The organism is Adlercreutzia agrestimuris (assembly GCF_943193125.1).
GTDB classification, from domain to species: Bacteria; Actinomycetota; Coriobacteriia; order Coriobacteriales; family Eggerthellaceae; genus Xiamenia; species Xiamenia agrestimuris.
Genome location: NZ_CALPCX010000001.1, coordinates 604,586 through 629,919 on the forward strand (window position 1 = coordinate 604,586; position 25,334 = coordinate 629,919).

16 protein-coding genes are annotated in these 25,334 nt (G+C 50.2%); 11 read left to right on the plus strand and 5 right to left on the minus strand.

What is annotated here, in order from left to right; genetic code table 11:
• Nucleotides 1-201: 201 nt before the first annotated feature.
• Entirely contained in the window at nt 202-2,583 is a 2,382-nt protein-coding gene (locus NFR28_RS02350; protein ID WP_251178222.1) for a PAS domain-containing sensor histidine kinase, read from the plus strand.
• A gap of 144 nt (nt 2,584-2,727) precedes the next feature.
• Entirely contained in the window at nt 2,728-2,973 is a 246-nt protein-coding gene (locus tag NFR28_RS02355) for a hypothetical protein (RefSeq protein ID WP_251178223.1), read from the plus strand.
• Between the two features lie 79 nt (nt 2,974-3,052).
• Here the strand turns inward: NFR28_RS02355 and NFR28_RS02360 are convergent, their stop codons facing one another.
• Nucleotides 3,053-4,108 (minus strand): helix-turn-helix transcriptional regulator, encoded by a 1,056-nt coding sequence (locus NFR28_RS02360; RefSeq protein WP_251178224.1) that lies wholly within the window; start codon nt 4,106-4,108, stop codon nt 3,053-3,055.
• A 249-nt stretch (nt 4,109-4,357) separates the two neighbouring features.
• Between NFR28_RS02360 and NFR28_RS02365 the strand changes: the two genes are divergently transcribed.
• The 3 genes from NFR28_RS02365 (at nt 4,358) to NFR28_RS02375 (ending at nt 15,008) form a co-directional block, all read left to right on the plus strand.
• Nucleotides 4,358-9,001 carry an isopeptide-forming domain-containing fimbrial protein gene (locus tag NFR28_RS02365; protein WP_251178225.1) on the plus strand — a complete coding sequence of 1,548 codons (4,644 nt, stop codon included), beginning with the start codon at nt 4,358-4,360 and terminating at the stop codon, nt 8,999-9,001.
• 4 nt (nt 9,002-9,005) lie between these two features.
• Nucleotides 9,006-10,001, plus strand: coding sequence for a carbohydrate kinase family protein (locus NFR28_RS02370; protein ID WP_251178226.1), 996 nt, complete (start codon nt 9,006-9,008; stop codon nt 9,999-10,001).
• 123 nt (nt 10,002-10,124) lie between these two features.
• Nucleotides 10,125-15,008: a hypothetical protein gene (locus tag NFR28_RS02375; protein WP_251178227.1), complete on the plus strand. Its 4,884-nt coding sequence runs from the start codon at nt 10,125-10,127 to the stop codon at nt 15,006-15,008.
• Nucleotides 15,009-15,180: 172 nt separating this feature from the next.
• On the opposite strand, the gene NFR28_RS02380 is transcribed toward NFR28_RS02375, so the two are convergent.
• The gene (locus tag NFR28_RS02380) at nt 15,181-15,648 is read right to left on the minus strand and encodes a universal stress protein (RefSeq protein ID WP_251178228.1); all 468 of its coding nucleotides are present in this window, start codon (nt 15,646-15,648) and stop codon (nt 15,181-15,183) included.
• 116 nt (nt 15,649-15,764) lie between these two features.
• Entirely contained in the window at nt 15,765-17,219 is a 1,455-nt protein-coding gene (locus tag NFR28_RS02385) for an ATP-grasp domain-containing protein (RefSeq protein ID WP_251178229.1), read from the minus strand.
• A gap of 219 nt (nt 17,220-17,438) precedes the next feature.
• On the opposite strand from NFR28_RS02385, the gene NFR28_RS02390 reads away from it, so the two are divergent.
• The 3 genes from NFR28_RS02390 to NFR28_RS02400 are packed head-to-tail and all read left to right on the plus strand — an operon-like array spanning nt 17,439 to nt 20,893.
• A complete protein-coding gene (locus tag NFR28_RS02390; protein WP_251178230.1) occupies nt 17,439-18,074 on the plus strand; it encodes an IMPACT family protein in 636 nt (211 codons plus the stop codon).
• 37 nt (nt 18,075-18,111) lie between these two features.
• Entirely contained in the window at nt 18,112-20,004 is a 1,893-nt protein-coding gene (locus tag NFR28_RS02395; protein ID WP_251178231.1) for a serine/threonine-protein kinase, read from the plus strand.
• Nucleotides 19,997-20,893 carry an acetamidase/formamidase family protein gene (locus NFR28_RS02400; RefSeq protein ID WP_251178232.1) on the plus strand — a complete coding sequence of 299 codons (897 nt, stop codon included), beginning with the start codon at nt 19,997-19,999 and terminating at the stop codon, nt 20,891-20,893. The genes NFR28_RS02395 and NFR28_RS02400 overlap by 8 nt, the downstream gene beginning before the upstream one ends.
• A gap of 99 nt (nt 20,894-20,992) precedes the next feature.
• Here the strand turns inward: NFR28_RS02400 and NFR28_RS02405 are convergent, their stop codons facing one another.
• Together NFR28_RS02405 and NFR28_RS02410 are read right to left on the minus strand one after the other, a co-directional pair.
• Nucleotides 20,993-21,895 (minus strand): PfkB family carbohydrate kinase, encoded by a 903-nt coding sequence (locus NFR28_RS02405; RefSeq protein WP_251178233.1) that lies wholly within the window; start codon nt 21,893-21,895, stop codon nt 20,993-20,995.
• Between the two features lie 2 nt (nt 21,896-21,897).
• Nucleotides 21,898-22,095: a DUF6724 family protein gene (locus tag NFR28_RS02410; protein WP_251178234.1), complete on the minus strand. Its 198-nt coding sequence runs from the start codon at nt 22,093-22,095 to the stop codon at nt 21,898-21,900.
• A 378-nt stretch (nt 22,096-22,473) separates the two neighbouring features.
• Here NFR28_RS02410 and serS point away from each other — a divergent pair, with 378 nt between their 5' ends.
• The 3 genes from serS to NFR28_RS02425 all read left to right on the plus strand — a co-directional run bounded on the left by serS (nt 22,474) and on the right by NFR28_RS02425 (nt 25,292).
• A complete protein-coding gene (serS, locus tag NFR28_RS02415; protein ID WP_251178235.1) occupies nt 22,474-23,763 on the plus strand; it encodes a serine--tRNA ligase in 1,290 nt (429 codons plus the stop codon).
• Nucleotides 23,764-23,833: 70 nt separating this feature from the next.
• A complete protein-coding gene (locus tag NFR28_RS02420) occupies nt 23,834-24,820 on the plus strand; it encodes a hypothetical protein (RefSeq protein ID WP_251178236.1) in 987 nt (328 codons plus the stop codon).
• A complete protein-coding gene (locus tag NFR28_RS02425; RefSeq protein WP_251178237.1) occupies nt 24,807-25,292 on the plus strand; it encodes a cyanophycin synthetase family protein in 486 nt (161 codons plus the stop codon). The genes NFR28_RS02420 and NFR28_RS02425 overlap by 14 nt, the downstream gene beginning before the upstream one ends.
• The last annotated feature ends 42 nt before the right edge of the window (nt 25,293-25,334 follow it).

The following is a 25,334-nucleotide window of genomic DNA, read 5'->3' on the forward strand; positions in this document are numbered from 1 at the left end:
AAGGCGAATGCAGGGGGAGATTTCAGGAACAAGTGTCTTTATATGAGGGGAATTATAAACATATGTGATGCAAGCTGTAAGTTCACTGACACTTTCGTATAATATGACAACAGCGTTGCTAGCTGCAAAGATGCGGGTGGCGAATGTGTGGCAAGTTTAGATATCTCAGATACAGGTGCATGAAGCTTCGGGGGTCGTCTCGTGTATCAAGATCATATAGCAATTGTTACAAGCGGTCTTTCGCCTGAGCTTAATGAAGTGGTGAATGCTTGTCCGGTGCCGTCTGCGTGCAGAGTGAATGTCGTGGCGGTAGATGCGCAAGCAGCATGTGATGCACAAGAAGATATTCCAAGACACGCAGAATCGCTCATGACGCATGCCGACCTTGTGATTGCAGCGTGCTCGGACGGTGATGAACTTGCCACAGCAACACATGTGTTGTCACAAATAGGGGAACACACACAGGTTATTTTCTTGGTATCAGCTTCAACAGTGCCAAGTGTGATAGCTCTGCAAGATGCACGCATCTTTGACGTTGGCACATTGCCAGGAGATCAAGAAGAGCTCAAATTCCGTCTCACTCGGTGGTTGCAGGTGCGCAAGCAAGCTGATGATTTGTTTGAGGCGCAACAGTTTTTGGATGCAACTATCAATTCAATTCCCTGTTTGGTCTGGTATAAGACCGCCGATGGGGTCCACGAAATAGTAAATGATGCGTTTTGCGAGACGGTCAACAAGCCCAAAGACTTAGTGCAAGGTCAACGCCATGCCTATATTTGGGATGTCGAACAAGAGGATCCTGCATGCATAGAGTCTGAACGTGTCGTTATGTCTACGCAGCAAACATGCATTGCCGAAGAAGAGGTACAAACCGGAGATGGAAAAAAGCTTCTTACCACTTACAAATCTCCGCTTTATAACTTGGACGGATCGGTCATGGGCACGGTTGGGGTTGCCATTGATATCACGCAAGAACGCGCTTACAAAAACTCACTTATTGAGAAAAACCGAAGCTTGGAGTCAATCTTTAGATCCATGGATGGCGGCGTTATTGCTCATTCACTTGACGGCAAACAGGTGCTGAGTGTTAACGAAGCCGCGCTTTCAATTTTGGGATGCGGCTCGCTTGAGGAGCTGATGGAAAGCGGCTTTGATATGGTGGCTCCCTCGTTGTTTGAAGATGATAAAGAGGCGCTGTATGAATGCATTTGCAACCTGAAAAACCCTGGTGATAGTGCCAGTGTGGAATATCGCCTCCGACGTGACGACGGTTCAATTACCCATGTAATGGGCAACGCCAAGCTGGTTGAACAAAATGGCGAGATGTTTTACCAACGCTTCTTGATTGATATTACCGAGCATAAGCTGCGCGAAGAGGAAAAAGAGCGCCATCATCGTGATCTTATCAATGCGCTGAGTCGTGATTACCAGCTTGTTTGCGCATTTGACCTTGACACTGGCCAGGGAGAAACCCTTCGCATTACTAATGAGGGCGAAGGTGCTATGCTCTCAGAGCTGTTCCCTGAAAAGGTAAATCTGGAAGACTGCTTGCAGGCTTACATCAATAAGCGTGTGTGTGAAAAAGATCGCGAAATGCTGGCCTGTGTGCTCTCGCGTGATTCCATTGCTAAGGAGATGGAAAGCAAAAAGAGATTTGACACCACGTATCGTACCGAATACGACGGTGTTTTGGAGTATCGACAAGCTACTATTGTGCGTGTGCGTGATTGGGGTAACGACCACTTAGTGGTGCTTGGTCTGCGCAATGTGGACAACCAAATACGCGAAGAGATGCAAAAAACCACTTTGCTTGAAGAAGCGCTCATGCGCGCCAACAAAGCCAGTGAGGCAAAAAGCGCATTTTTGACAAACATGAGCCATGATATTCGCACGCCAATGAATGCCATTATGGGTTTTACTACTTTGGCGAGCAATCATGTGACGGAAACTGAGCGCGTGCGTGACTATTTGGCGAAAATACGCACGTCAAGTGCTCATTTGTTGAATCTTATTAACGATATCTTGGATATGAGTCGCATTGAGAGCGGTAAGGCTTTTCTTGACGAAAAGCCGTGCAATATTACTGAGGTGTTCGATAACCTTGCAATTATCCTGCAATCCGAGGTAGTGCGTAAGGGTTTGACTCTTTCAGTGGACACATCGCGCATTACGCACTCCGATATTACATGTGATAGCTTAAAAATCAATCAGATTATGCTTAACCTGCTTGGCAACGCAATTAAGTTTACTGATACAGGCGGATTGATAAGCGTCCGCGTTGAAGAGCTCCCCGATGCGCCAATTGAGCACGCACGTTTTAAGATTGTGGTAAGCGATACCGGTATTGGCATGAGCGAAAGCTTTTTGGAGCACATTTTTGATCCCTTTGAACGCGAGCGCACATCAACTGTTAGCGGCATTCAAGGTACGGGACTGGGTATGGCTATTACCAAAAATCTTGTGGACATGATGAATGGCACCATTGATGTTTGCAGTACGCTGGGCAAAGGAACCGAGTTTACGCTTATCTTTACGCTGCGACGAACAAACGAAGAAAGCCACGTCAGCATTGCGCATCCTTAGCGCAGACACAATGATTGCTACAACCAGGTCAAAGCGGCGTTTCATTTTCGTGACGAATGGGGTGAGTAATCAACTAATCATATTTCCTGGCGTAAAGTAAAGGTGTCGCAATGACCTTGAAAAACGTATCGTCAGGAGGCTGTCATGAACCGCGAAGAAGAAAAGCGTGAACGCATTCATGAAGATAAAAAGCGCCATCATGAAGAAGACGAAATTCGTCATGCATGGAAAGCGGAACAGAATCGCGAATATCACGAGATGAAATCAGAAAAAGAACCAATTGAAGAGCGTATTGCAAACGAAGAGCGCTCAGAACGTCGTCAATCTCATGAGATTGCAAATGACCTCGTGGAAGAGGCCAATGAGACGTTGCCGGGTGGCGAAGAATAACCACCGCTTTATAAAAACGTGTGCCGCGCACCTCGACTAGATGCATATGCAGCAAGTCTGGGTGCGCGGCGTTGTCTTTTTAGAGGCTTTCGTCTTCGTGCGAAAAGCCTTTCATGAGGATGCTCACAATTGCGCAGAGGATGCCGCCGATTGGCCAAGGCAGCCAAAACAGCGCAAGCGGACCTGAGGTGTAGCTCACTTTACCTCCTTCTAGATAAGGGATAGAGAGGATGCAAAGTGCTACGACGGTAGAAATGAGCATGATACAACCGCAGATGGCGCCAATCTTTTTGTTCGTTCTATTTTGTGAGAGCATCTGCTTTTTTTGCTCCGGAGGAATGGACGCGTGGCTTATTTCGTGGGCTTCTAAAATCTCAGCGGCGGTTTCGTTATAAAGATCAAGATTGGTGCGTCCCAGCATAAGGCCACCATGAACAATAAAGCGAACCCCAATGGCTATGAGTGCAAGTAGTACAGGAAGTCCAACCAGTTCTTCTAAAGAGGTATCGGCCAAAGCGATAAGTATGCAAATGCCCAAAAAAATACAGAAGATACCTCCAAGGAGTTGTAGGGTGAATGCCTTTCGCGTCTGATCAATCTCAGCTTGCGTATAGAAATTTTCCAAATAAGGGTGAGCCTTCATAAAAGAAGACCTGCTCATGGAAATAGGAATAATGAACGCTAAACCAATAGTGATACCAATAAACAAAGTCAGCAAAGCAACACATGAAGCAAGGTTCTCGCTCAAGTAAGCGGCGTGTTCGGTGCTATCACCTAAAGAGAAGAAGACCACCATTATGGCAACACCAAGGATGATTGCCATAACGCCATTGGCAATGCGCGCGGCGAATAATCGCATAAGATCATCGTAGCCAAATAAGTCTTTGTGCCAGGTGGACGAGGAGGTTGTACTATCTGGTGTTTGAGGTCTATCCGTTAAATCACCTTGAACAAGATCGTCAAGGGTGCAAGAGAAGACATCGCACATCTTAAGCAGCTTATCCATTTCTGGATAGCTTCGTTCAGACTCCCATTTTGCTACAGATTGGCGAGAAACGCCTAGGAGCATGGCAAGTTGTTCTTGAGTCATATTATGAGCACTGCGAAGGTGCAAGAGATTATCTCGAAAGCTCATGTTGTGCCTTTCTTGTTTTTGGTGCTTATGTAGTTTAGTCGACTGCGGACAGATTACGGCGCACAGTCGTTGCGCACCACCAACTTTCGCGTGCTTTATTGCGAAAACAGCGCACCTGTTAGTTGCTTTTCCCTGGTCGTGGCGACATTCGCAGAAATGTGCTTTTACTCTTTCAATATCAGGCGTATCATAGTAACGATACGGTAACACCCATTTAATGAAGCTCAAATAAGAAACGGGGTGCTCTGCATGATGCTCACAACTCATGCCATGTCACGCAAAGTTTTATCCATTTGCCTTTCGATAATCTTGGCGCTCTTTTTAGCGTTTGGTTCAACGCTTACCTGGAGCATGGTTTCACCGAGTGCTCAGGCTTTTGCTGCCACTGGTCCTCAGCCTGGCCAGCCTGCGTATTACAACGCACGATGGGCGGAGTGCGAGGCAAAGGTAGGATGGGTAGAAACTGGTCTTGCAGAATGGAATGGAACTGAAGTTCAGCCCACACAAGGTACAGGTACGCCAGATGATCCTTACCTGGTAAAGACACCCGAAGAGTTTCGGTGGTGTCTGACAAACCAGAAGAGTTGTCAGCTGCAAAATGACCTTGACCTGGGCGGACGGAGTGGCCAGAACTGGACGGGTGTTGCGGCACGCACGGCGTGGGTGATTGATGGCAATGGGCATACGGTTTACAACCTCTATTCGCGTGCAGCTACCCACACTGGTTTAATTGGCGATAGCGCCCATGCAGATTTCGTTCTTAAAAACCTCACGGTTTCCAACGCAAAGATTAACAGCACAACAACCTATGGCGCACCGCTTATTGCGCAATTTGCAGGTGGTCAGGTGCTCGATTGTGCGGTCAAGAATGCGCTTGTATGGCAGGACAATGCCACGAGTGGCATTTGGGCGGTCATGTCTGGCTGTGTTTCTTTTGGTGGCAATGGCACGGGTGGATATGCTTTGCCTATTACAAATAAAGTTGTTCGCAATACCCATACTGATAATGTGCATGTTTACGGTGGTGGTTGTAGCGCGGGCTTTATTGAGGCAGCTCAGCCCAACACGCTTATTGAAAACTGCTATGCCATTAACGGAACGCTCATTGTTCCTGGTGGCCACTCGGGTGGTTTTGGTTCGTGTGACACCGGTCCAGTAACTTATCGCAATTGCTTCACAAACATTGATGTGTATGGCAATACGAAAACCGGCGTATTCCAAGGCGTTGTGCACGGGGGTACTCATACCTTTGAAAATTGCTATGCATCAGGCAAGATTGAGGGTACCGACACCATTGGCGGCTTTATTGGTGCTTACGAAAGCGGCGGTCCTACCTCATTTACGAACTGCTATTCAACCTCTATGGTCGGCATGTCAAGTGGCGGCAGAAACATGGGTGGCTTTGCTGGTCTTGGCGAAAATATGTCTTTTACTAATTGCTATGCAGCAGGCGAAGTGGGCACGTTGCGCTCGGACAAAGATGGCACGCCGCTTGATGAGCACGGAAACCCCCTGAGGGATCAAAAAGTTACTGGTTTTGCAGGTGACAACAAAGGTACGCTCACCAATTGTTTCTACGATAAGCAAACCACAGGCATGTGCGATAACGGCATTGTTTCTGGTCATGTAACAGGTCTTTTGACACGTGACCTTATTAAGGGCGAAGGCTTTGCTGACGTTGTTGATGACAACGGAGATCCTGTCTGGGTATTTTCGGAGGGCGGATATCCCGAACTGGCTGTCTTCTCGAAAGCCGATGACGCTATTGCGCGTGCAAGCTCCGTTGCGTCAGCTGCAACGGTGCATCTCTATGCAGCCGAAGACGGCTCTGACTATGACACTGTTCGTCATATTCGCTACGTTTTTCCGCTGACCAACAACGCAAACTCCGGAAAATCGAATTACGCAATAGCCTGGAACAATTATGTGGGTGAGGATCCTGAAAACCCGCTTTATCCCAATATTAGCCCCATTTTGGACGGAGATATCCCCATTGTCTCTTTGGCTGATGTTGGCCGTTCAGACAACGTATCGTCGGTAGCTCCTGGTATCGGTTGGCTGCAAATCAATGCAACTGAAAGCAAGAGTGGAGCTGTTGGTATGCGTCGTCTGCGCCTGGTGCCTACAACCGCAATTGCTATGGCATCATTTGGCGCGTCGGGCTTAAACAATGCCGATGTGGTAACGTCACTTCCCAGTGTTAATCTTGATGGCATGAAGGTTCCGTCTGATTCGTCAATTCGTTACGACCATCGCGACACCATCAATTTCGTTACCACAACTTCAACAGCACTGAACAGCTTCCTTCTTGATGAGAGTACCGATAGCAAAGAAGACAAGCTTGAGAAGCATAAAATCACATCGGTTGACTTCCCGAAGGATGCTGCATCAACCATTGGCGCAGATGGTACGCTTACCTATGAACTGGGTAGCACCATGGATGACGACGAATTGCATGTGACGCTTTATAAGCAAAACGAAGAGGGCGAATTTGAACCAATCCCGTGGACGCCGGAGTTGGAGCAGCTCTTCAGTGGCGAGCGTACGGCAACCGAGGATGACCGCGGCGTATATCAACTGGGATATGAGTGGACAAACGCTGGCGCAACAGTCTTAAAGGCGCAAGGTGCTAAGACCGTCAACATTGCTGAGCCGGCTTATGTGGTCTATCACTGGAATGACGGTGTACATACTGATGAGGATGAATCGTCAGATGACTCGGAGGTGTACAAGATTGATCCAGGTTGCTATTTGGTAGGTACCACGCTCGGTGACAACATTGTGCCGGTTCCTGAGCGTCACGGCTACACCGTGCGTTATTGGGCGCAAGCGCCTGAAGGTGAATTCGCAGAAGATGGGTCTTTGACCAACGAGATGACAGCAACGACGCAATTGCACGCAGGACGCAACGATGTTTATGCGGTATGGGTGCCAAACAAACACGCGGTTGAAGTGCGCGACGATGCTGGCAATGTGATTGCAAGTGATCCGGATGTTGATTTCGATACTAATCTTACTGACATAATGACTGAGCTGGGAGCTCCCGAAAAACTGAGCGATCCTGATACGGTGGTGGGTTGGACAACCACGCCGGGTGGTTCTACGGTTACCGTTGATGATGAAACGACCATGCCTGACGAGAATGTGGTGCTCTACCCCGTGCGCAAGGCAGTACCCCAGATGACAAAAACGGTTAAGAACCAAACGCACGCAACGGGCGAAAACAACGTGGGAGATCTGCTTACCTACACCATTACTGCAACCAACGCAGGTCCGGCTAATTCAGCTTGGCAAAATGCGCTGATTGCAGATCGTTTACCGGCAGGTATCAGCTATGTTGCGGGTTCGCTGAGGCTTGTTGCGCCTGATGGAACCTCTACCGTTGTGAGCGATACGGCATATGATGAAGCATCGCATGCAATTTCGTATCAGCTTCCCACGATAACGGGCGGCCAGACTTATCAGCTTGTGTTTACGGGCAAGATAAATAGCTTGGCAATTGACGTATCAGATGATGAAGATGGTGCAGATCATCGCGATATTGGCAACCTTGCAACCGGTTCGGGTCAAGGTTCAGACGGGACGAATATTGAGCCTATTGTTACCGATAAGGCATATCCCAATCCTGATCCCGAATCTGATACGACGCCGGGCTCTCATCCCGGAAGTTGGGTTGTAACGCCGTTTGATCCTTCGCCAAGTGTTGAAAAAGAAGTGATTAATATCACTGATGCAACTGGTCCTACTCAGGTAGGAGACACGCTTGAAGTAACGGTGACCATTAAAAACGACGCCCCTGATTCAGTGTGGGATGATGTGGTAATCACCGACCCCATCCCTTCGGGCACTCATGTGGTGCCTGGTTCTATCAAGCTGATTGATTCTGAGGGACATGAGATTGAGCTTCCTGATGAGGTGTTTGATCCTACGACCGGTACGCTTACCTACGAGGTTGGACCTCTGGGTGGTGGCGAAGAGTATAAGCTTGTCTATGAGGTTGTTGTGGACGAAGACGCCGTTGGTAAGCCGCTTGAGTTTGACCCTGTCGCAGCCGTAGGTGAAACTCCGCATGGCGAAGAGGCAGAAGTGACTTCTGGCGATCCGTCATCACCAGTCTATCCAACAGAGCCGAATGTGCCCGTAGATACAACCGTTTATTGGGGTGATCCTGCTGGACACATTAACAAGACAGCAGAAAATCTTACGCGCCCTGGGGAACAAACTCGCGTAGGTGACACGCTTCGCTATACGCTTGTTGCGCAGAACAGCAATACATCTTCAAAGTGGGTTGATGTGGTGTTGTTTGACGAATTACCGACCGATCTCACGCCAAATATGGCAACTGCAGAATTGGTTTTGCCAAGTGGAGAGCGTGTAGCTGTTTCTCCGGATGCATACGACGCAAACACGCATCGAATTGCAGTTTATGTTGGTGACTTGTACGGCAAAGAGCAGGCAATGCTGATATTTGAGGCGCAGGTGTCAGAGAATGCTGCAGGTGCTGACATTGGTAATGTTGGTGCTGCGCAAGGTGGTACTGACTTACCTGGTGGTACATGGATTTCCGAGCTCTTAGGCAGCGGTGAAAACGGCGCGTGGATGCCCGGAGATGCTTTTACGCCAGCATTTGCAGATAAAGAGCTTCCTGAGGGTGCGATTGCAACTGATCCGGTATATCCACATGAGATGGATGCCATTAGCGGAGTGCTTGCACTAGATGGAACGGAGGCAAGCCCCTTAACACGTTTGCCGCGCACGTTTGGCGAGAGCTTAGAAAATACACTGCTTGCTCCCACGGGCGATCCGCTTGGTGCAGCCTGCACCGTATTGGGTGCGTTAGTGTTGGCAGCAGGCATTGTGGTTGGTCGCCGTTTGTGGTGCAGGCATCCGTAAAGCTATGCTAAAACCGTCTGCTCAAAAACCGTCTTTGAAAGTAGTGGCAGTTGGAGCCTTGATGCTTGATCTGCTCTGTCGTGTGGATAACCTGCCACAAGCAGGCGAAGGGGTAGTGGTGTCCTCTTCGCACGCTGTTTTAGGAGGATGCGCTTTTAATTCGGCAGAGATTCTTCGTCAGTTGGGCATACCCTGCGAGCTGTTAGCTCCGATGGGGCAGGGTATGTTCGCCCATCTGGCGCAAGAACAACTTGCTGCGCGCGGTGTGGATATATGGTTGCCGCCAACACTCTCTCCTGAAGGAACACCCGCCGATTGTGGAGCGTGTATCTGCTTGGTGACCCCTGATGGACAGCGCACTATGATTACGCTTCCAGGTATAGAGCGGCATTTTCAACAAGCGTGGTTTGAGGAGGCGCCAACACATGACGTAGCCCTTGCTTTTTGCAGTGGTTATGAGATTGATGGCGCAGGCGGTTTTGCCATTCTTGACTATTTGAATCGGATTCGCCAGCAGTCGCCCGATGCGGTCATCATATATGCAGCCGGACCGCGCATTGCTTCGGTGTCTGATGAAAAATTGCGAAGGATTCTTGAGCTTGATGCAATCTGGCATATTAACGATCAAGAGGCGCTTGAATTTAGTGGATGCCAAACAATTGAAGCGGCAGGATGCGCCCTGGTTCAGCAAACTCAAAATATAGTTATTGTGACCGCTGGTGCGCAGGGAGCTTATATCTTTGAGCCTGATCCTTGCTCGAACCAGAGCAGCACCTGCGTGCATATACCAACTACCCCCGTTGAAGTGGTTGATACGGTCGGGGCAGGGGATGCGCATCTGGGTGCACTTATTGCAGGCTATTCGTGCGGCATGACGTGGCCAGATGCGGTGTCTTTCGCCAATCAAATTTCAGCATTAGTGTGTCAAAACGCAGGCGCAACCATTCCCGATTCACAGCTCGTAAATTTTTATCAAATGCTTCACGAGAGGCAACATTAGGCGTATCATGAAAATGTTGTTCTCTAAGCAGGGGGCTTAGAGAAATGACGGGGATTTATCTGGTTATTTGCTACAACTTAATGATCAAACGCACCATGTACGAGATACACATTGGAGGTAGCCATGAAGCGCGCGATACCCAGCGAAGGGAAGCTCGATGCCGCATCACGACAGTCACGTGAACGAGCAGCGCAATCACTGAAACATCGAACACACGCAGTTGCAAAGCTTGCTCTTTCTTGTGTTTTGGCAGCTGGTTTGATGGTTCCTGCACAATCGCTTGCTGTTGCAAGTGAATCTGACGAGGGTATTTCTACTCAAGCAGCGGCAGGTCCTTTTGAGATTACGGGCGGCAATGCAGGGACCGACTATTCCTTTAGTGGCTCAGTCCTGACTATTCTTTCATCTAAGCCTATGACAATCTCTACGCCAGAGGCAACGAACAACACCATTGAGATTGCCGCTGGTGTTCATGCTGACCTTCTGTTTGATGGTGTCACCATTCAAGATGCTACAGTGCCAGCCGTGAATTTGGTAACTAACATCAATAACACCGCAACGGGTGCTGCTGCTACTGATGGGTCGCAAATTCTTAATCCTACTTCGCTCTACCTGCGCGTTAAAGACGGTTCTGTTAACACGCTTACGACAAAAGGAGGAACCAACGACGCAGGCATTCGTTGCGGCGAAGGTTCTATTCTTACCATTGACGATGAGTTAGATAATCGCTTGCAAGGTGGCGGAGAAGCGGTAGTTGAGGGCGAAAAAGTTGTTAACGACATTGTCCTTGTAGGAGGCAAAAAGATTGCCGCAGGAACTCCTTCAACAGAGTTGAATAGCGAAAACCCCGGCACGCTTAATGTTGTTGGTGGCGGGTATGCGCCTGGCGTTGGTGGCAGCACCTACGAAAATGGCGGTACGATGACCTTCAATGGTGGCAACATAGATATTCGTACATATGGTTGGAATTTCTCTGGTGAAGGCGGTGCAAGCTATGCAGCAGGCATTGGAGCTGCGGGCTCTGCCGATGGCACCGCTACCGTCATGACGTTTAACGGTGGCACGATTAATGCTTATGGCGGCTTGCATGGTGCAGGCATTGGCGCAGGTCATAGTGGCTGGGACACCAGTTTTCCTGCGCAGAAACCAAATACGATCAGAACACGTGGTTCGGGTCACTTTGGAAACGTGGCAGGCAATATCACCATTAACGGCGGCTACATTTATTCGCATGGCGGTTGGCATGGTGGCGCATTTGGTAGTGCGTGCTGGTCATCAAATAGAGGCAAAATTATTAAGGTAACCGGTGGCACTCTGGTTCCTATTGCAGGTACTGGTGGAGGCGGTGCCCATACCGGTGACTATAATGTCTTCCCTGAAATTGGTGGCTCTGGTGGTTATGTAGAGATCACGGGCGGTACAGTGCGATGCACTGATCCAAGTATTCGCTTCCAAGGTATTGGTAAAACGGCTTGGGGAAATGACGCTTACAACCAACCAGGATATAACCCCAATGATCCCAATGATCCCAACAAGGTCTTCATGGTGAAGATTGACTTGAGCTCTGAGATCAAGAAAAAAGATGATGACGGTAACTACATCACCGATGGCAACAACCTTGTGGCAAAGTGGGAGTTGTTGGTGGCGGGCGAGCCGTATGAATATGGTGCACCACAGCAGTTCGACAATGGTGTGCTGTATCTGTGGCTACCCAAATCTGCAACCGATAAGCAGATCATGGTTAACATGTCATACTATGACGAAAACGGCGAAGAGGTTGCCATTAAGCCGTTGTTCCGTAATCCAAATTCAGAAGACGTTCTTAAGCGCTACGTAGATTTTGAGCTGCCAAGCTCTTATACTGACCAGCTCGTGAAATACTACGATGGTCTGCCTTTTGACAAATACAGCGTTGAGATTCCCGGCAATCAGATTATTACTGAGGAAAAACCGCCGAAGATCTTAAACCTTGATGAAAAAATGACCTATAGCTATCAGCGCTATACCGAGATTAATGGCACTTCCATCGGAGCTGAAGTTGATGACAACGAAATGCCGTGTGACGAGGGCGTCATGCGTTTCGTTATGACATCAACGCAGTATTCTGATGAGAAGGAAGATGGTTTCGACCAGAATTATTGGGGTCATCGCGCCTATGGCTGGTGTGTTATTAACCCCGTTCCGTCTCAGGTAAAACTGGTAGAAGCCGAATGGGTGGCCGACAAAGAACCTGGCACCAATGAGCATGATGCGCGTCAGCAGATTATGGTGCGTGCTGATATTGGTGGCGGCTACTTTGACGAAGATAAAAAAGAACCCGTTGCAGCTACCTGCAAGGCACCAACGGGTAAGGTGCAACTCTACATTGATGATGAACCAGTAGGAGATCCTATTCAGTTGCGCTTTGAGCCAGAAACGCTTGAAGATGGCACAGTTATTCCTGCAAATGCAGTTAAGGTTCCCAATGGAAGTGGCGGCTCTACAACGCATTTCGAGTATCTCTTTACGCCTGCGGATGAAGATTTCCATGTGCCCAATGAGGCAAGCACGGATGACAACAAGCATAAGGTGTCATTGCGTTACGAGCGCGGTTTGAACTATTTGGCAAGCACCAATCCTGATGAAGATGAGAGCGTGCCAAGCGCTGACATTCATATCAAGCCAGTAGACCCAGAGGCTGAAGTTGAGGCTGACCCTGATGATGGTCCGAAGACTATTGAGTCAAATCCGCCAAAAGATGATGGCGAAGATGGCAAGCTTATCACCGGTTCAATGGAGATCCAGTATGTGCGCCCAACTGAAGATGACCCGCATCCTGGTATGGTTACCATCAAGGTGAAGACTCCTTCAAGCGCTCCTATTGTTATTACCACCGAAGAAGGTGACATCATTGAAGCGCAGGTTGTCGTAGATGAAAACGGAAAGCCAATCCGTGGTGAAGACGGCACTTACGAGATTCAAATTGATCCAAAACTCATTGGAACGACAACGCTTACCATTGAGCAGAAGCCCAATGGTGCTTATACGGCAACCACGTGGGAGTATCAGGTAAAAGTACTTCCTGATCCGGGTATTGATCCTATTCGCGTTACGTCGAAATCTGCCACGAATTTGACGCATCCCAACAGTGCTACGCAGCCGGGTGATCGTATTCGTTTTGAGCTGGTAGCCGAAAATACTGCTCTTGGTTCGGTATGGAAAAACGTTGTTGCAACTGACGTGATTCCTGCAGGGCTGACCCTTGATCAGACAAGCGTTTACCTTAAAAACAAAGCGGATGGCTATGATGATGCTCTGAGTGAAACGACAGATGCGGTTGCTCGCGGCCAATTCGCTGTGACCCAAACAGCAGATGGACAGGTGCAGTTGAATGCATTTGCAGGTGATATTGGCGGCGGTACCAAGGCAGTGGTGAGTTTTGATTGCATCGTCAATGACGACGCAGTTGGTGCTGACATCACTAACGTTGCGCAGTTCCAAGGCTCCAAGTTGGATCCCAACGATATTCCGGCTGAAGGTGAAGAGCAAGACACCATTGATGACCCAAAGCCAACCCCAACTAACCCTGCCACCCCCGAACAAGGACCGAAGGTATTCCCGGCAAATCCGAAAGCTGGCGATTTGGTAGCTTCAAAGAGCGTGGAAAACCTTACGCACAAAGATTCTGATCGCACGCATTTGGGCGACACGCTTCGCTATACCATCACCTTAAAGCATGAGGGAGCAGCAAATTCATCGGTGAGCAATGTGCTGATTTCCGATCCGCTGCCAACGGCGCTTTCCTTTGTGCCTGGCTCGGTAAAACTGGTTGATGCGTCAGGCGTGACACATGCGGTTTCAGATGATGCGTGGTATGCGCAAAGCAATACGGTGCGCGTATATGCGGGTGAATTGGCTGGCGGTCAATCTGCGCAGTTGATCTTTGATGCGAAGGTGACGCCGCTTGCATTGCATCAGTCAGTGGCAAATCTAGCTTTGTTCAGCGGCGATAACCCGTCAAAGGGAACCGAAAACACTCATGAACCGGGCGAACCTGGTCCTGATCCAGCAGACGTTCCCGACAAGCCGGTACCTGACGATCCTACCAATCCAGATGATCCGAGTGATCCCGACAATCCTGACAACCCGGATGATCCAAGCAATCCCGATGACCCGTCTGACCCTGAGAATCCTAAGACACCTGATCCTGAGTTTGTTGTTACCACTCCATCAGTTGTTCCTGATACGGTTGTTGCTGACGATCCGCAAGATGGTGATATAACGGTAGACAAGACGGCTGAAAACCTGACGCGTGATGACGGAACAACGCATGTGGGTGACACGCTTCGCTATACCATTGTTGTTTCAAATACGCGTGAGTATACGTCGCTCATGCATGCGGTATTGCGTGACGAACTGCCACAAGGTGTTGAGCCTTTGGCAGGATCATTCGTGTTGACGATGCCAGACGGATCCCGTGCTGCGGTGGCCGATGCAGTCTATGATCGCACTGAGCGTGTATTGATGGTGCAGCTTGGCCATATCGAAGGCACACAGAGTGTGACGCTTTCGTTTGATGTGTTGGTAACAAATGATGCGTTGAATGCTGATATTGGCAACATTGCTACGGTGTCTGGCGAATTGCCTTCAGTAGTAGATCTGAATCATGATCCGAGTGTGCCCGGTGATCCGTTTACCTTTGGTGAGGGCGATCAGTCGTGGGAGAGCTGGACATCATCGCGTGTGACCGTCTCTTCACCAAAAGCTTATGCGCCGGGAACCAATGAGGCTGGCGGTGTTGTTAGCCCCAATCCTGAAGACGAAGATCGCTTGACGCAGACTGCCGGTGTTAATCAAGAACGTGTGCTTACGCCGCTGGCCAAGACAGGCAAAGCTGCTCTTGCAACCACAGGAGATCCGCTGCAAACCAGCATGTATCTGCTGTTAGGATGTGCGCTTGTTGCGGGTGGTGTGTTGTCGGGCACTCAACTTGTGCGCGCGCGTCGCAGCCGCGCAACAAAGCGATAGCACCCTAAACACCAGAAGCCTCTGAGGCAGATGGTGTAGTAAAGACGAAATAGAGGGGCATCTCTGTGGAGGTGCCCCAAAAAGAAAAAGCCGACAAGTGAAGAGAGAGCTTGTCGGCTTTTGCATTACCTGCCCGAGATGAGAGGAGTATGGGCTCAGGCGAAACGTGTCGCTACTTTACAACAAGTACCGGCACATTTGTTTTATGAAGCACCGAATAACAAACGCTGCCCAGCATGCCGCGTACGGCACCCATTCCGCGGTGACCCATTACTATGCAGTCATAATCTCCTTCATCTGCATAGACAGTGATAGCATCATGCGGAGAGCCTTTCACTACGTCAATGACAACGTTTTGGGTATCGCCCACCAAAGGAGCAACCAAACGTTCAATGCGCTCAATTTCTTTAGTACGCTCATCTTCGGGTTCTGGCACCGCATTGACATCAAGGGAATCGCCCAAAACGCCTGACATGCGTGAGGCAATCTTAAATGTTTCATAAATGGCATCGTTGCTGTCGGCTACTGAAAGTGCCGTGATACACGCATCGGGAGTATCTGAGACCATATCAAGTGCAGCTTGCAGAGCGTGTTGCGACGGTTCGGAATTATCAAAGGGAACCAAAATTTTGCGATACATACTAATCTCCTCATGTGTAAGTATGCGACAATGCGCTACCTATTCTACCACCGCTTTTGCGGTAGGTACGAAAGAACAAACGTGTCAAAGAGGTGCGTATGTGGGGAATGGGGTTCTTATTCGTCCACCCAAAGAACAGGAGCAACAAGGCCTTCTCGAGCAGTTCCAATGACGTCATGAGGTCCTTGGCGAACATAGAGTCCCGCAAAACCTCCCGCGTATACATAGGCTCCAAAAAGATTGCCAACAGTGGTAGGTGGAGCTGAGAAATCAGCTTCGTTTCCATAAAGGGGAATTGTTGGAGTTTGCGAAGGCGCATAAAAACGCTGCACGATATATGTTGTGTGCGGATCAGAGCGTGCGCTTTCAAGGTGGGCAGCCCATGCTTCGGGCGTGCAATCAGGACCTGCTACCACATTGATAGAGGCATACCAATCAGTTGGTTTGAGCACCCACTTTTGTGGGTTGGCGGCAATTTCCTCAAGATCAAGTCCAGCTTCATCAAGAAAGTGCGTTTCGGGAATGTGCTCTTCAATAAAACGCTGTTCATCAGGGGAAAACAGCGCTTGCATGAGCGGGTGGCGAAGAAGAGCAAAGAGTTGTTTGTCGTGGACGATTTGCGTAGAAAACGCACCGATCATGCGGACGGCACCGCACTCAACAGCGCTAATCAGGGGGCTCACTTGATCCCAATACTTTAAAAGATCAACGACAATACAAAAGCGCCAGATTGCATCAATGACGGTATTGTCACGACCATAATATGCGTGTTTACCGCGCAGATTTTTGCCATCAAATTCCAACTCGCGGACATCATATACCGAACAGCTCACTCCGTGCGCTTCAAACACTTCGGCATAGGTTTGCAATTCTCCAATGTGGGGATGAGCATCTTCCAGACACACGATGATTCCTACATGAGTCGGCTGCGTAGACTCACTTGGCTCATCTGAGTGATTTGCAGGTGATGGTGTGTGTTCTTGGGATGGCTTGCGCAAGAGATCTAAGAAGGTATCCACCCAACCATCAAAAAGTTGTGCGAGGTCATTTTTGCAGGGGTGCTGTGCGCAAAACTCCTGGTAGGGAGTGGTTGGAGCAAGAGAGGAAGTAGCGTTGCGTGTTTCGTCCATGCCACTTGAAGAGTCGGTATTAAATTCGCAGAAATGAACCGCGCCGTTGGTCTCGTCCAGCATGAAATCAACGCGCGTAAGAGGAAGCGGTTCGCTGATACATGAGGGCAGTTGCACCAAACGCTCTACACGCTTATCAAAATGAAAGAGGGCGCGAATCTTAGGATCATGCTGGTAGGCAATGATCACTTTGCACATGATGTGATAGGCAGTTTGCGAAAGCGTGCTCATAAAAGTGCGCGTCTCTTCGCCAAATATGCGGGATACATATGATATGGCGTTGGGTTTTCCCTGATAAAACGCGGTGCCTTCGCCCATGCGTGCCCATGCAAGGCGTCGGTTGGCCTCATCGTGGGTGTCTTCTGAAAGATACGCGAGATATTCCTGAGTGTAGGCGGCATTTTGCGCAAGAGCGGTGGGTGAGAGAGTGGTAGAGTTCACGAGTGCTCCTCAGGCGAATAAGACAACAAGGGTGCTGTTAATGGTCTTCATCGTTTCATTATCTTACAAATGCCAAGAAAGCATCGTTGATGTCTTTGCTTTGTTAATTTATTTGCGTTGGCACGGTGTTTTGAGGTTGCGTGTCCGCGTGTCTTTGCAACACGCTATACTGACCTTACGTAATGAAACATTGGTGCCGTCAACCCCCAGAAGTTCACTATGGATTCCTATATCACCATTGAAGGCCGCGCTGTTGGCGAAATAGAAGAGAAGAAAAGCCGCTTTATAGCCTCGCTCGCTCATGTGGAGACCGAGGAAGAAGCGCTTGCATTTCTTGAAGAGATTCGCGCTGCAAATCGTATGGCGCGCCATAACGTGTATGCCTACATTTTGCGCCAAGGGGGCGCGGGTGCGGTTGGGCGCGTTCGCTATTCTGATGATGGCGAGCCGCAAAAAACAGCCGGGTTGCCCACGTTAGAAGTGCTTCAGCATGCAGGCCTTACGGATGTGGTCTGTGTTGTGACCAGGTATTTTGGTGGCGTTTTGCTGGGGACGGGCGGTTTGGTGCGTGCGTATACTCAAGCTACGCAAGCAGGCATAGAGGCGGCAGAGCTCGTGGAGGTTTCGCGCTGCGTAGATCTTACTATACGTACATCGTATTCCAATTATGAGCCACTGGTGCGCATTGCAGGTGAATGCGGCGCGAAGGTTCGCGATACGCGCTATGATGACGCGGTTACCTTAGTGGTGCGCATGCTTGATGGTACGCAGGATCCATTTTTGGTGAAGCTGACTGAACTTGAGCGCGGGCAGGCATGCGTGCAGGTAAGCGAACCAATAGAAGCCGCCTTTTAGTCAGCGGAGCTGCGTGGTACTCGGTATAATAGGCGCTATGACACATTCTGAACATCTCATCTTGAATCGCTACAAGCCGCTTTCGCGAGCAGGTTCGGGCGGTTTTGGCACCGTGCAGGTAGCATGGGATACGCGCATTCAGCGCAAGGTTGCCATTAAATGCATTGAGCTTTCTGAGATTGATGCTGCGCGTGCGGCGCTTCCGGGGGCTGCTGCGCCGCAGGTGTATGAGAGCGGTGAAGGTGCGGGTGCGCCTGAGACCAATGACGAAGAAACGCTCGTAAGGTTTTTGTCGCATGTGCCAGGATTGGATGAAGCGCGCACTGCCGCAATGCTTACCGATGCCAATATTGTGGCAGTCTATGATTTTGAGATTCAGGGAACCACTGCCTATCTCATCATGGAATATGTGGAAGGCCTCACGCTCACACAACTTTTGGGCGCCTATGATGATCAGCTTACTTTAGACATTGTGGCTGCGGTATTCGCGGCTATTTCGCACGCGTTGGAAATGGCGCATGCAAATCAAGTGCTTCATCTTGATATCAAGCCCGACAACGTGCTAATTAACGAAAAAGGCCAGGTCAAGGTAACTGACTTTGGTCTAGCTACTCTTGCCGATGCAACGGGATATGGCACAGCAGGGGGTGGCACCATTGGGTATATGCCTCTTGAGCAAATGCGCCAGGAAAACCTGGATGAGCGCTGTGATGAATGGGCGCTTGCCTCGGTGGTGTATTGGATGTTGGTGGGCCACAATCCCTTTTTTGCGCCAGACCTTAAACGGGCGGAGTCTGCTATAGAAGATGCTGAGCTCGTGCTTCCATCGCTTTGTTGGGATGATTTGTCGCCTGAGGTTGATGAGATTTTGTTCTGCGCTCTTGATCCTGATCGGGAGCAACGCTTTGATTCGGTGGACGAATTCGCCAAGGCGCTCATGCCGCATTTGGGACGCGTAAAGCAGGGAACAAAAGATCTCGCACGTCTTGTGGAAGACGCAAAGAACCCTCAAACAGAATGCGAAGAAGAGCCGCAAGAGGTTTACCCGCATATTCCGCTTCGTTATCGCATTACAGATACTCAGATTGCTGTGGCGGGACGGGCGTGTAGTGCGGCTGGATCAGCGCTTGTGGGAGCGGCTGCTGCATCGCTTATTACGCCCACAGCGGGGTTGCTCAATCCGCTTTTTTGGGTGTGTGTGGTGGCCTTTTTGGTGCTGGGGGCCTTGAAAGGCCATGTGGGATTTTTAGCATCAAGCATCTTTTTAGGTGCAGGGCTTATTGCTCATGGAGCGCCAGCACTTGGCATAGTGGCCATTGTGCTCTCTGGGTTGTGGTGGTATTTCGTGGGTCAGATGCGCGGTTGTGCAGCTCAGGTACTTTTAGCGGCACCGCTGTCGGGTGCTCTTGGACTTGCGCCTGTTGCGCCGCTCGTGAGTGGCTATATGCTGCGACCGGTTCGTGCGCTTGTGACCACGGCATATTCGGTATTTGTGATGGCCATTTTGGCGTCGCTCACTACAGATGGAGCAAATCCATTGTATGGTTGGAATGCGCTTGCGCTCGTGCAAGGAGCGGTTGCGCCTGATATCCAACAATCGTTTAGTGCGTTTTTGGTTTCGCCTAGCTTTTGGTGTGGATGCGCTGGTTGGATTGGTGTAAGTGGGTTGGTATCGCTCATTCGGCTGCGTCCAACACGTGCATTTGCGTTTTTGTCTGTGCTGGTAGGAGGTACGGTGCTTTGTTTGGTTTCGGCTACCGATACCTTACGTTCATCAAGCCCCGCCATCATGCAGTGGGTATCGCTTTTGGTAAGCATTTTGCTTATGCTTGTTGCATGTGTGTTGACCTTAGAGCCGCAGTATGAAGAAGAAGCGGCCGAATTTGATAAGGCTTATTGGTCTGATGAAGAGGAGTTTGAGGATGATTGAACTCAATGACGCAACAACATTTTTTGCTTTCGACAAACAACTAGAACCTGCGCTTGTGGTTCCGTCGGGAGAGACGGTGCGCATTCGCACGAAGGACTGTTTTGGCAATCAAGTTCAGAGCCCCGAAGATGAGCTTGATAGTATTGACTGGGATGCCATCAACCCTGCCACGGGTCCGATTTTTGTTGAAGGGGCTGTTGCGGGAGGCACGCTGGCGGTGCATATTGATGAGATTGAACTTGATGCTCAGACTGCATCATGTACTGGCGCTGATGAGGGCGTATGCGGTGCGCGTTTCAATGAGTGGAGCACGCACTTGTGCGCCATTGAAGGCGACAAACTCATCTGGAACGACAAGCTTTCTATCCCGCTCAATCCCATGATTGGTGTTATCGGTGTGGCACCTGCAGGCGACGCGGTCAATTGCGGAACCCCGGGTAGCCATGGTGGAAACATGGACAACACGGCTATTGGCGTGGGAGCTACGCTTTATTTCCCCGTTGCAGTAGATGGTGCGCTGTTTGGCTGCGGAGACATGCATGCAGTTATGGGAGATGGCGAAGTAAGCGTTTCGGGTGCTGAGGTTGCTGGTTGGGCTACCGTGACATTTACGGCGTTGCCTGAGTTGAGTGTGCCCGATCCTCTTATTGAGACCGCAACCCATTTTGGTGTCATTGCTTCAGCTGAGTCTTTGGATGCAGCAGCTGAGCGTGCGGTTAATGAGATGGTTGATCTGTTGTGTGACCGCTGTGATATGGGAGCAGATGAGGCCATCATGCTTCTTTCGCTCGTTGCAGATGTGCAGGTTTGTCAGATGGTAGATCCCGAAAAAACCGTACGCTTCATGGTTCCCAAATACGTATTAGATTCATTGGGCTTTGAGCTGTAAGAGAGCTACGTACAAAAAAGCAGGGTAGCATGCATTATTTGCGTGCTACCCTGCGGTGTGTAAAGAACAGGATCCTCAAAAAGATCCGCCCTATGGGTTTTAGAGTAGGTTGCAAACGCGACCAAGCAATGGCTCAAAGCTGACGCCACGCGCTTCAAACTCAGGCTGCTGAGCTGACACAACCATGGCGTCGCGCACAAATTCGCCCGCGAATTGTGCAGCTTCTACCAGTGTGCGTCCACACATAATTGCAGCTAATAAGCAAGAAGCATAGAGGTCTCCGGTGCCATGGAGCATGTAGGGGAGATACTCATTGTGAACTTCAACAACAGGGCAATCAACGCCGCCAACAAAATTGCGCACCACGTCTTCGCCTTCTCGACGAATGCCTTTCAAAACGACGTGCTTGGCACCTTTTGCTACTAAAGCTTCTAAGATGCGCGTTGCTTCTTCATCTGAGATGTTCGTGCCACCCCAGTTTTCACCAATAGGTTCGCCAAGAATAATGGCGGCCTCGGTGAGGTTTGGCGTGAGGATGTCGGCACCGGCGGCAAGCTCTGCCATGGCTGCGCATAATTCAGGTGTGTAAGTGGGATAGACTTTGCCGTGATCAGCCATAACGGGGTCAACTACGCGCAGTGCGTTTGGATACATTTCGTATAAATCGCGGATGCGATCAACTTGTTCAGGGGCACCCAAGAAGCCCGAGTAAATTGCATCAAGCTCAACGCCAATACCGCTCCATGCAGCCAAGTAGTCCTTGATCATGTCGGTAGTGTCATGCATATACCAGCCAGGAAATGCTGTGTGTGAGGAAAAAAGACCAGTTGGAACAGGGCAGACATCGCAGCCAGCAGCCGACAAAACCGGAATAGCAACGCCGAGCGAGCACTTGCCATAACCACACAAGTCATGCACAGCTCCTACGCGCGGAATGTAGGCGCCATCGCGCTGGTAAAGTACTGAGCTCTTTGCTGCCTCTTCGCTCAATAATTCATTCATAACTAATCCTCGTCCTCTTCGTCGTCATCATCAAAAAAGGACCAATCGTCTTCGGTGGGCTCGCGGTCAACATAGGTCTTGCGCGTGCGGCGCTCCATGATAACGCAGGCAATTAAACTGAGAAGTAAGCCAGCGCCTACTAAACAACCAATGCCAGCATAGGTTTCAAATAAAAAATGATAGAGAGATGCAAAATCCATGTCTTACCTCAATATCTTCCCTGTAACTATTCATCAGGGATTAGGTTTCAAAAGACGTATAACCTAGAAAGTATACTATGACGAGCGGAGTTGAGGAATGAAGGAAGAAAAATCGCGCAGTTTTTTGCGCTGATTTGTTGCCAGCAGTTTTGCAGAAAAGAGTTACACGAGAAACTCAAACTGCAGTGAGCGCTTGCATGAGTGAAAGTTTGGCGCGGATGGATATAACTTATGCGGCATCTTTCGGGTAAACCTGGTGTTTAACTGCGTGGTTTGGTGTCGTCTGTTTGATTTGGTGCGCTATACTGGTCAGACTACTAATTTGCTTTCGACAACCATGCGGCCGATGTGCCCATGTGTCACAAGAAGGAGCTCATCATGCTTGATATCCGCTTTGTTCGCGAAAACCAAGAGGCCGTTGCACAGGCTATGAAAAACAGGAACGCCTCATGGGACGCAGCACGTTTTAACGAGCTTGACGAGAAACGACGTGCGGTCATTGCGAAAGAGGAGTCATTGCAGGCTGAGCGCAATGCGGCGTCGAAGTCAATTGGCAAGATGATGGCAGAAGGCAAGCAAGCTGAGGCCGAAGCGGCAAAAGAGCGCGTGCGTGCCATCAATGAAGAAATTGCAACATTTGGCGCTGAGCGCGATGCGGTTGAGGCGGAATTGAACCAGATACTTTTAACAACGCCGAACATGCCTGCTGATACAACGCCGGTTGGCGCTGATGAGAATGATAATCCCGAGGTTCGCCGCTGGGGAACTCCGCGAGATTTTGCTGCGGAAGGGTTTGAGCCGCAGGCACACTGGGATTTAGGTCCGGCTTTGGGCATGATTGACTTTGAGCGCGCAGTTAAACTGGCTGCAAGCCGCTTTATTCTGCTTGGCGGACAGGGCGCTCGTTTAGAGCGCGCCCTCATTAACTTTATGGCTGATACGCACACATCGCGTGGCTATAAAGAGTGGTGGTGCCCGGCAATGGCAAATGCAGAAACGCTTACGGGAACTGGTCAATTGCCAAAGTTTGAGGACGATCTGTTCAAGACGCGCGAAGGTCTCTATCTCATTCCAACTGCTGAGGTTCAGCTGACTAACATCCATTCAGGCGAGGTGCTAGACGCTGAGCAGTTGCCACTTAAGTACTGCGCGTTCACGCCGTGCTTCCGCGAAGAAGCAGGCTCAGCCGGTCGTGATACACGTGGTTTGATTCGCGTGCATCAGTTCGACAAGGTTGAAATGGTGAAGTATGCAAAGCCTGAGGAAAGCTATGACGACTTAGAGTCCATGGTAGAGGACGCTGAGAATATTTTGCAATTGCTCGGTTTGCCGTATCGCGTCATTTCGCTGTGCACGGGTGACATTGGATTCTCGGCAGCAAAGACCTATGACCTGGAGGTTTGGCTGCCAAGCTACAATAATTACAAAGAGATTTCTTCGTGCTCGAACTGCACCGATTTCCAGGCGCGTCGCGCTAATATCAAATATCGCGATCCGGAGAATTTCAAAGGTTCGCGTTACTTGCATACGCTCAACGGTTCAGGTTTGGCGGTTGGTCGCACCATGGCAGCCATCATGGAAAACTATCAGCAGCCTGACGGATCCATTAAAGTGCCTGAAGTATTGGTACCCTACATGGGCGGCGTAGAGGTCATCACCGCAGAGTAAGGCGAAGCAGGCGAAAACAAACGCCACGAATAGCCGGTGAAGTCCGAGCTTCATAAGGAGTCAATTCGTCGTGGTCACGAAGCGAAAAGCATCAACCACACAATCGAAAAAAACAACGGGCGCCTCTTCCCGAGGCGCTCAAAAGTCTGCGCGTTTGTCGGCAAAGGCGAAGCCTGCAGCTGCGAAGGCTGCAGCTGCGAAGTCGGCGAAGGGCGCGCCAGCGAAGGGCGCGCCGGCGCCAATGAGGCCCGCGCAGCCAACGCAACCTGTGCCCGCGACACCCGCTCAACCCACGCCCGCGCCTGCGCCGGCGCAACCGGTTCCCCCCATGCGTCCCATGCCAACGGCGTCTGCCAGGCAAGCACACTCAGGCGCTGCTTCACCTACCACGAAACGTGTTTTGCCGGCGAAGCCCACTAAACCGCTGCGTCGTAGACGCAAGTGGCCATGGGTTGTTGGCGCGTTTGTGCTGGTTATTGCATTGGCGGTGGGCTTGTTTGCGTGGAATCGCTGGTGGCGTTATGACGACGCGCAGGACTTTCTGGGCAACTGGCTTGCAAATGACACGACAAGTCTCGTAGTTATTGATGACACAACCATTCGCATTGCTGATGATGTGGCATATGATTATACGATTGACCCTGTTGCCAAGACTATTACTTACACCTTTGGCAGCATGAAGGGGAGTGGCCGGTATTGGTTTAGTGAAGATCGCCAGCAGCTCATGATTACTGATGGCGACACCTACAGCGCCCTTTCAACCTTGCTTGATGATGTGTCATACGACGCCGAGCAGCTCAAACGAAGCGTGCTCGGGCAGTCTCCGCTTAAGCGAGAGCCGCAGGCGGGCGTTACGTTGCTTTCTCGCGAAGGAGCTAATGGGGGCGTGCTGCCAACAAGACCAACCGATGATGGCGGTCTTGAGCCAGACGAAGCCTTCGTGGACGAAGGCACAGGTGCAGCTGATGGTGATGGCGGCGCTGAAGATGTGGGCGCAGACCAGTATGTGGATCCAGGCGTAACCCCGGACGAAGGTGGCGAGAGTGCCGCCGCATAACACAGCAGCTCCTCTTTCGCTGTCAAGCTTGACGGTCTATGCAAGCCGCATACAAGCTGAAGTGCAGTTTGCCCCCGACGTGCCGCGCATGTCTTCCCCAGAGCTGATTCGCCAGATTCTTGCGAAGTACCCCCATATCGCCGATCATGCATGCGTCAATGAGTATGGCGAACGATTTGCCGATGTCATGAACCACACGTCGCTTGCCCATGTGCTTGAGCATATGGTGATTGACGCGCAGGTGCGCATGACTCAGCAGGCATTAGAGCAAGCAGCTCAACAGGGGATAGACGTTTCCCAGCACAAAGACACCTTTGTTGGTACGACGGAGTGGATCAATAAAGCCGCAGGTGTTGCGCGTGTTCAGGTAAGTTTTGCCGACGATCTTGTTGCTCTGGCTGCGTTTCGCCAGGCAACTGATTTTTTGAACGATCTTTTACAAGCAGAAACAAGTGAGTCTGCCAGAAGTTAAACCACGGTACGCGGTGGCAACATGGGCAACGTTACCGGCACG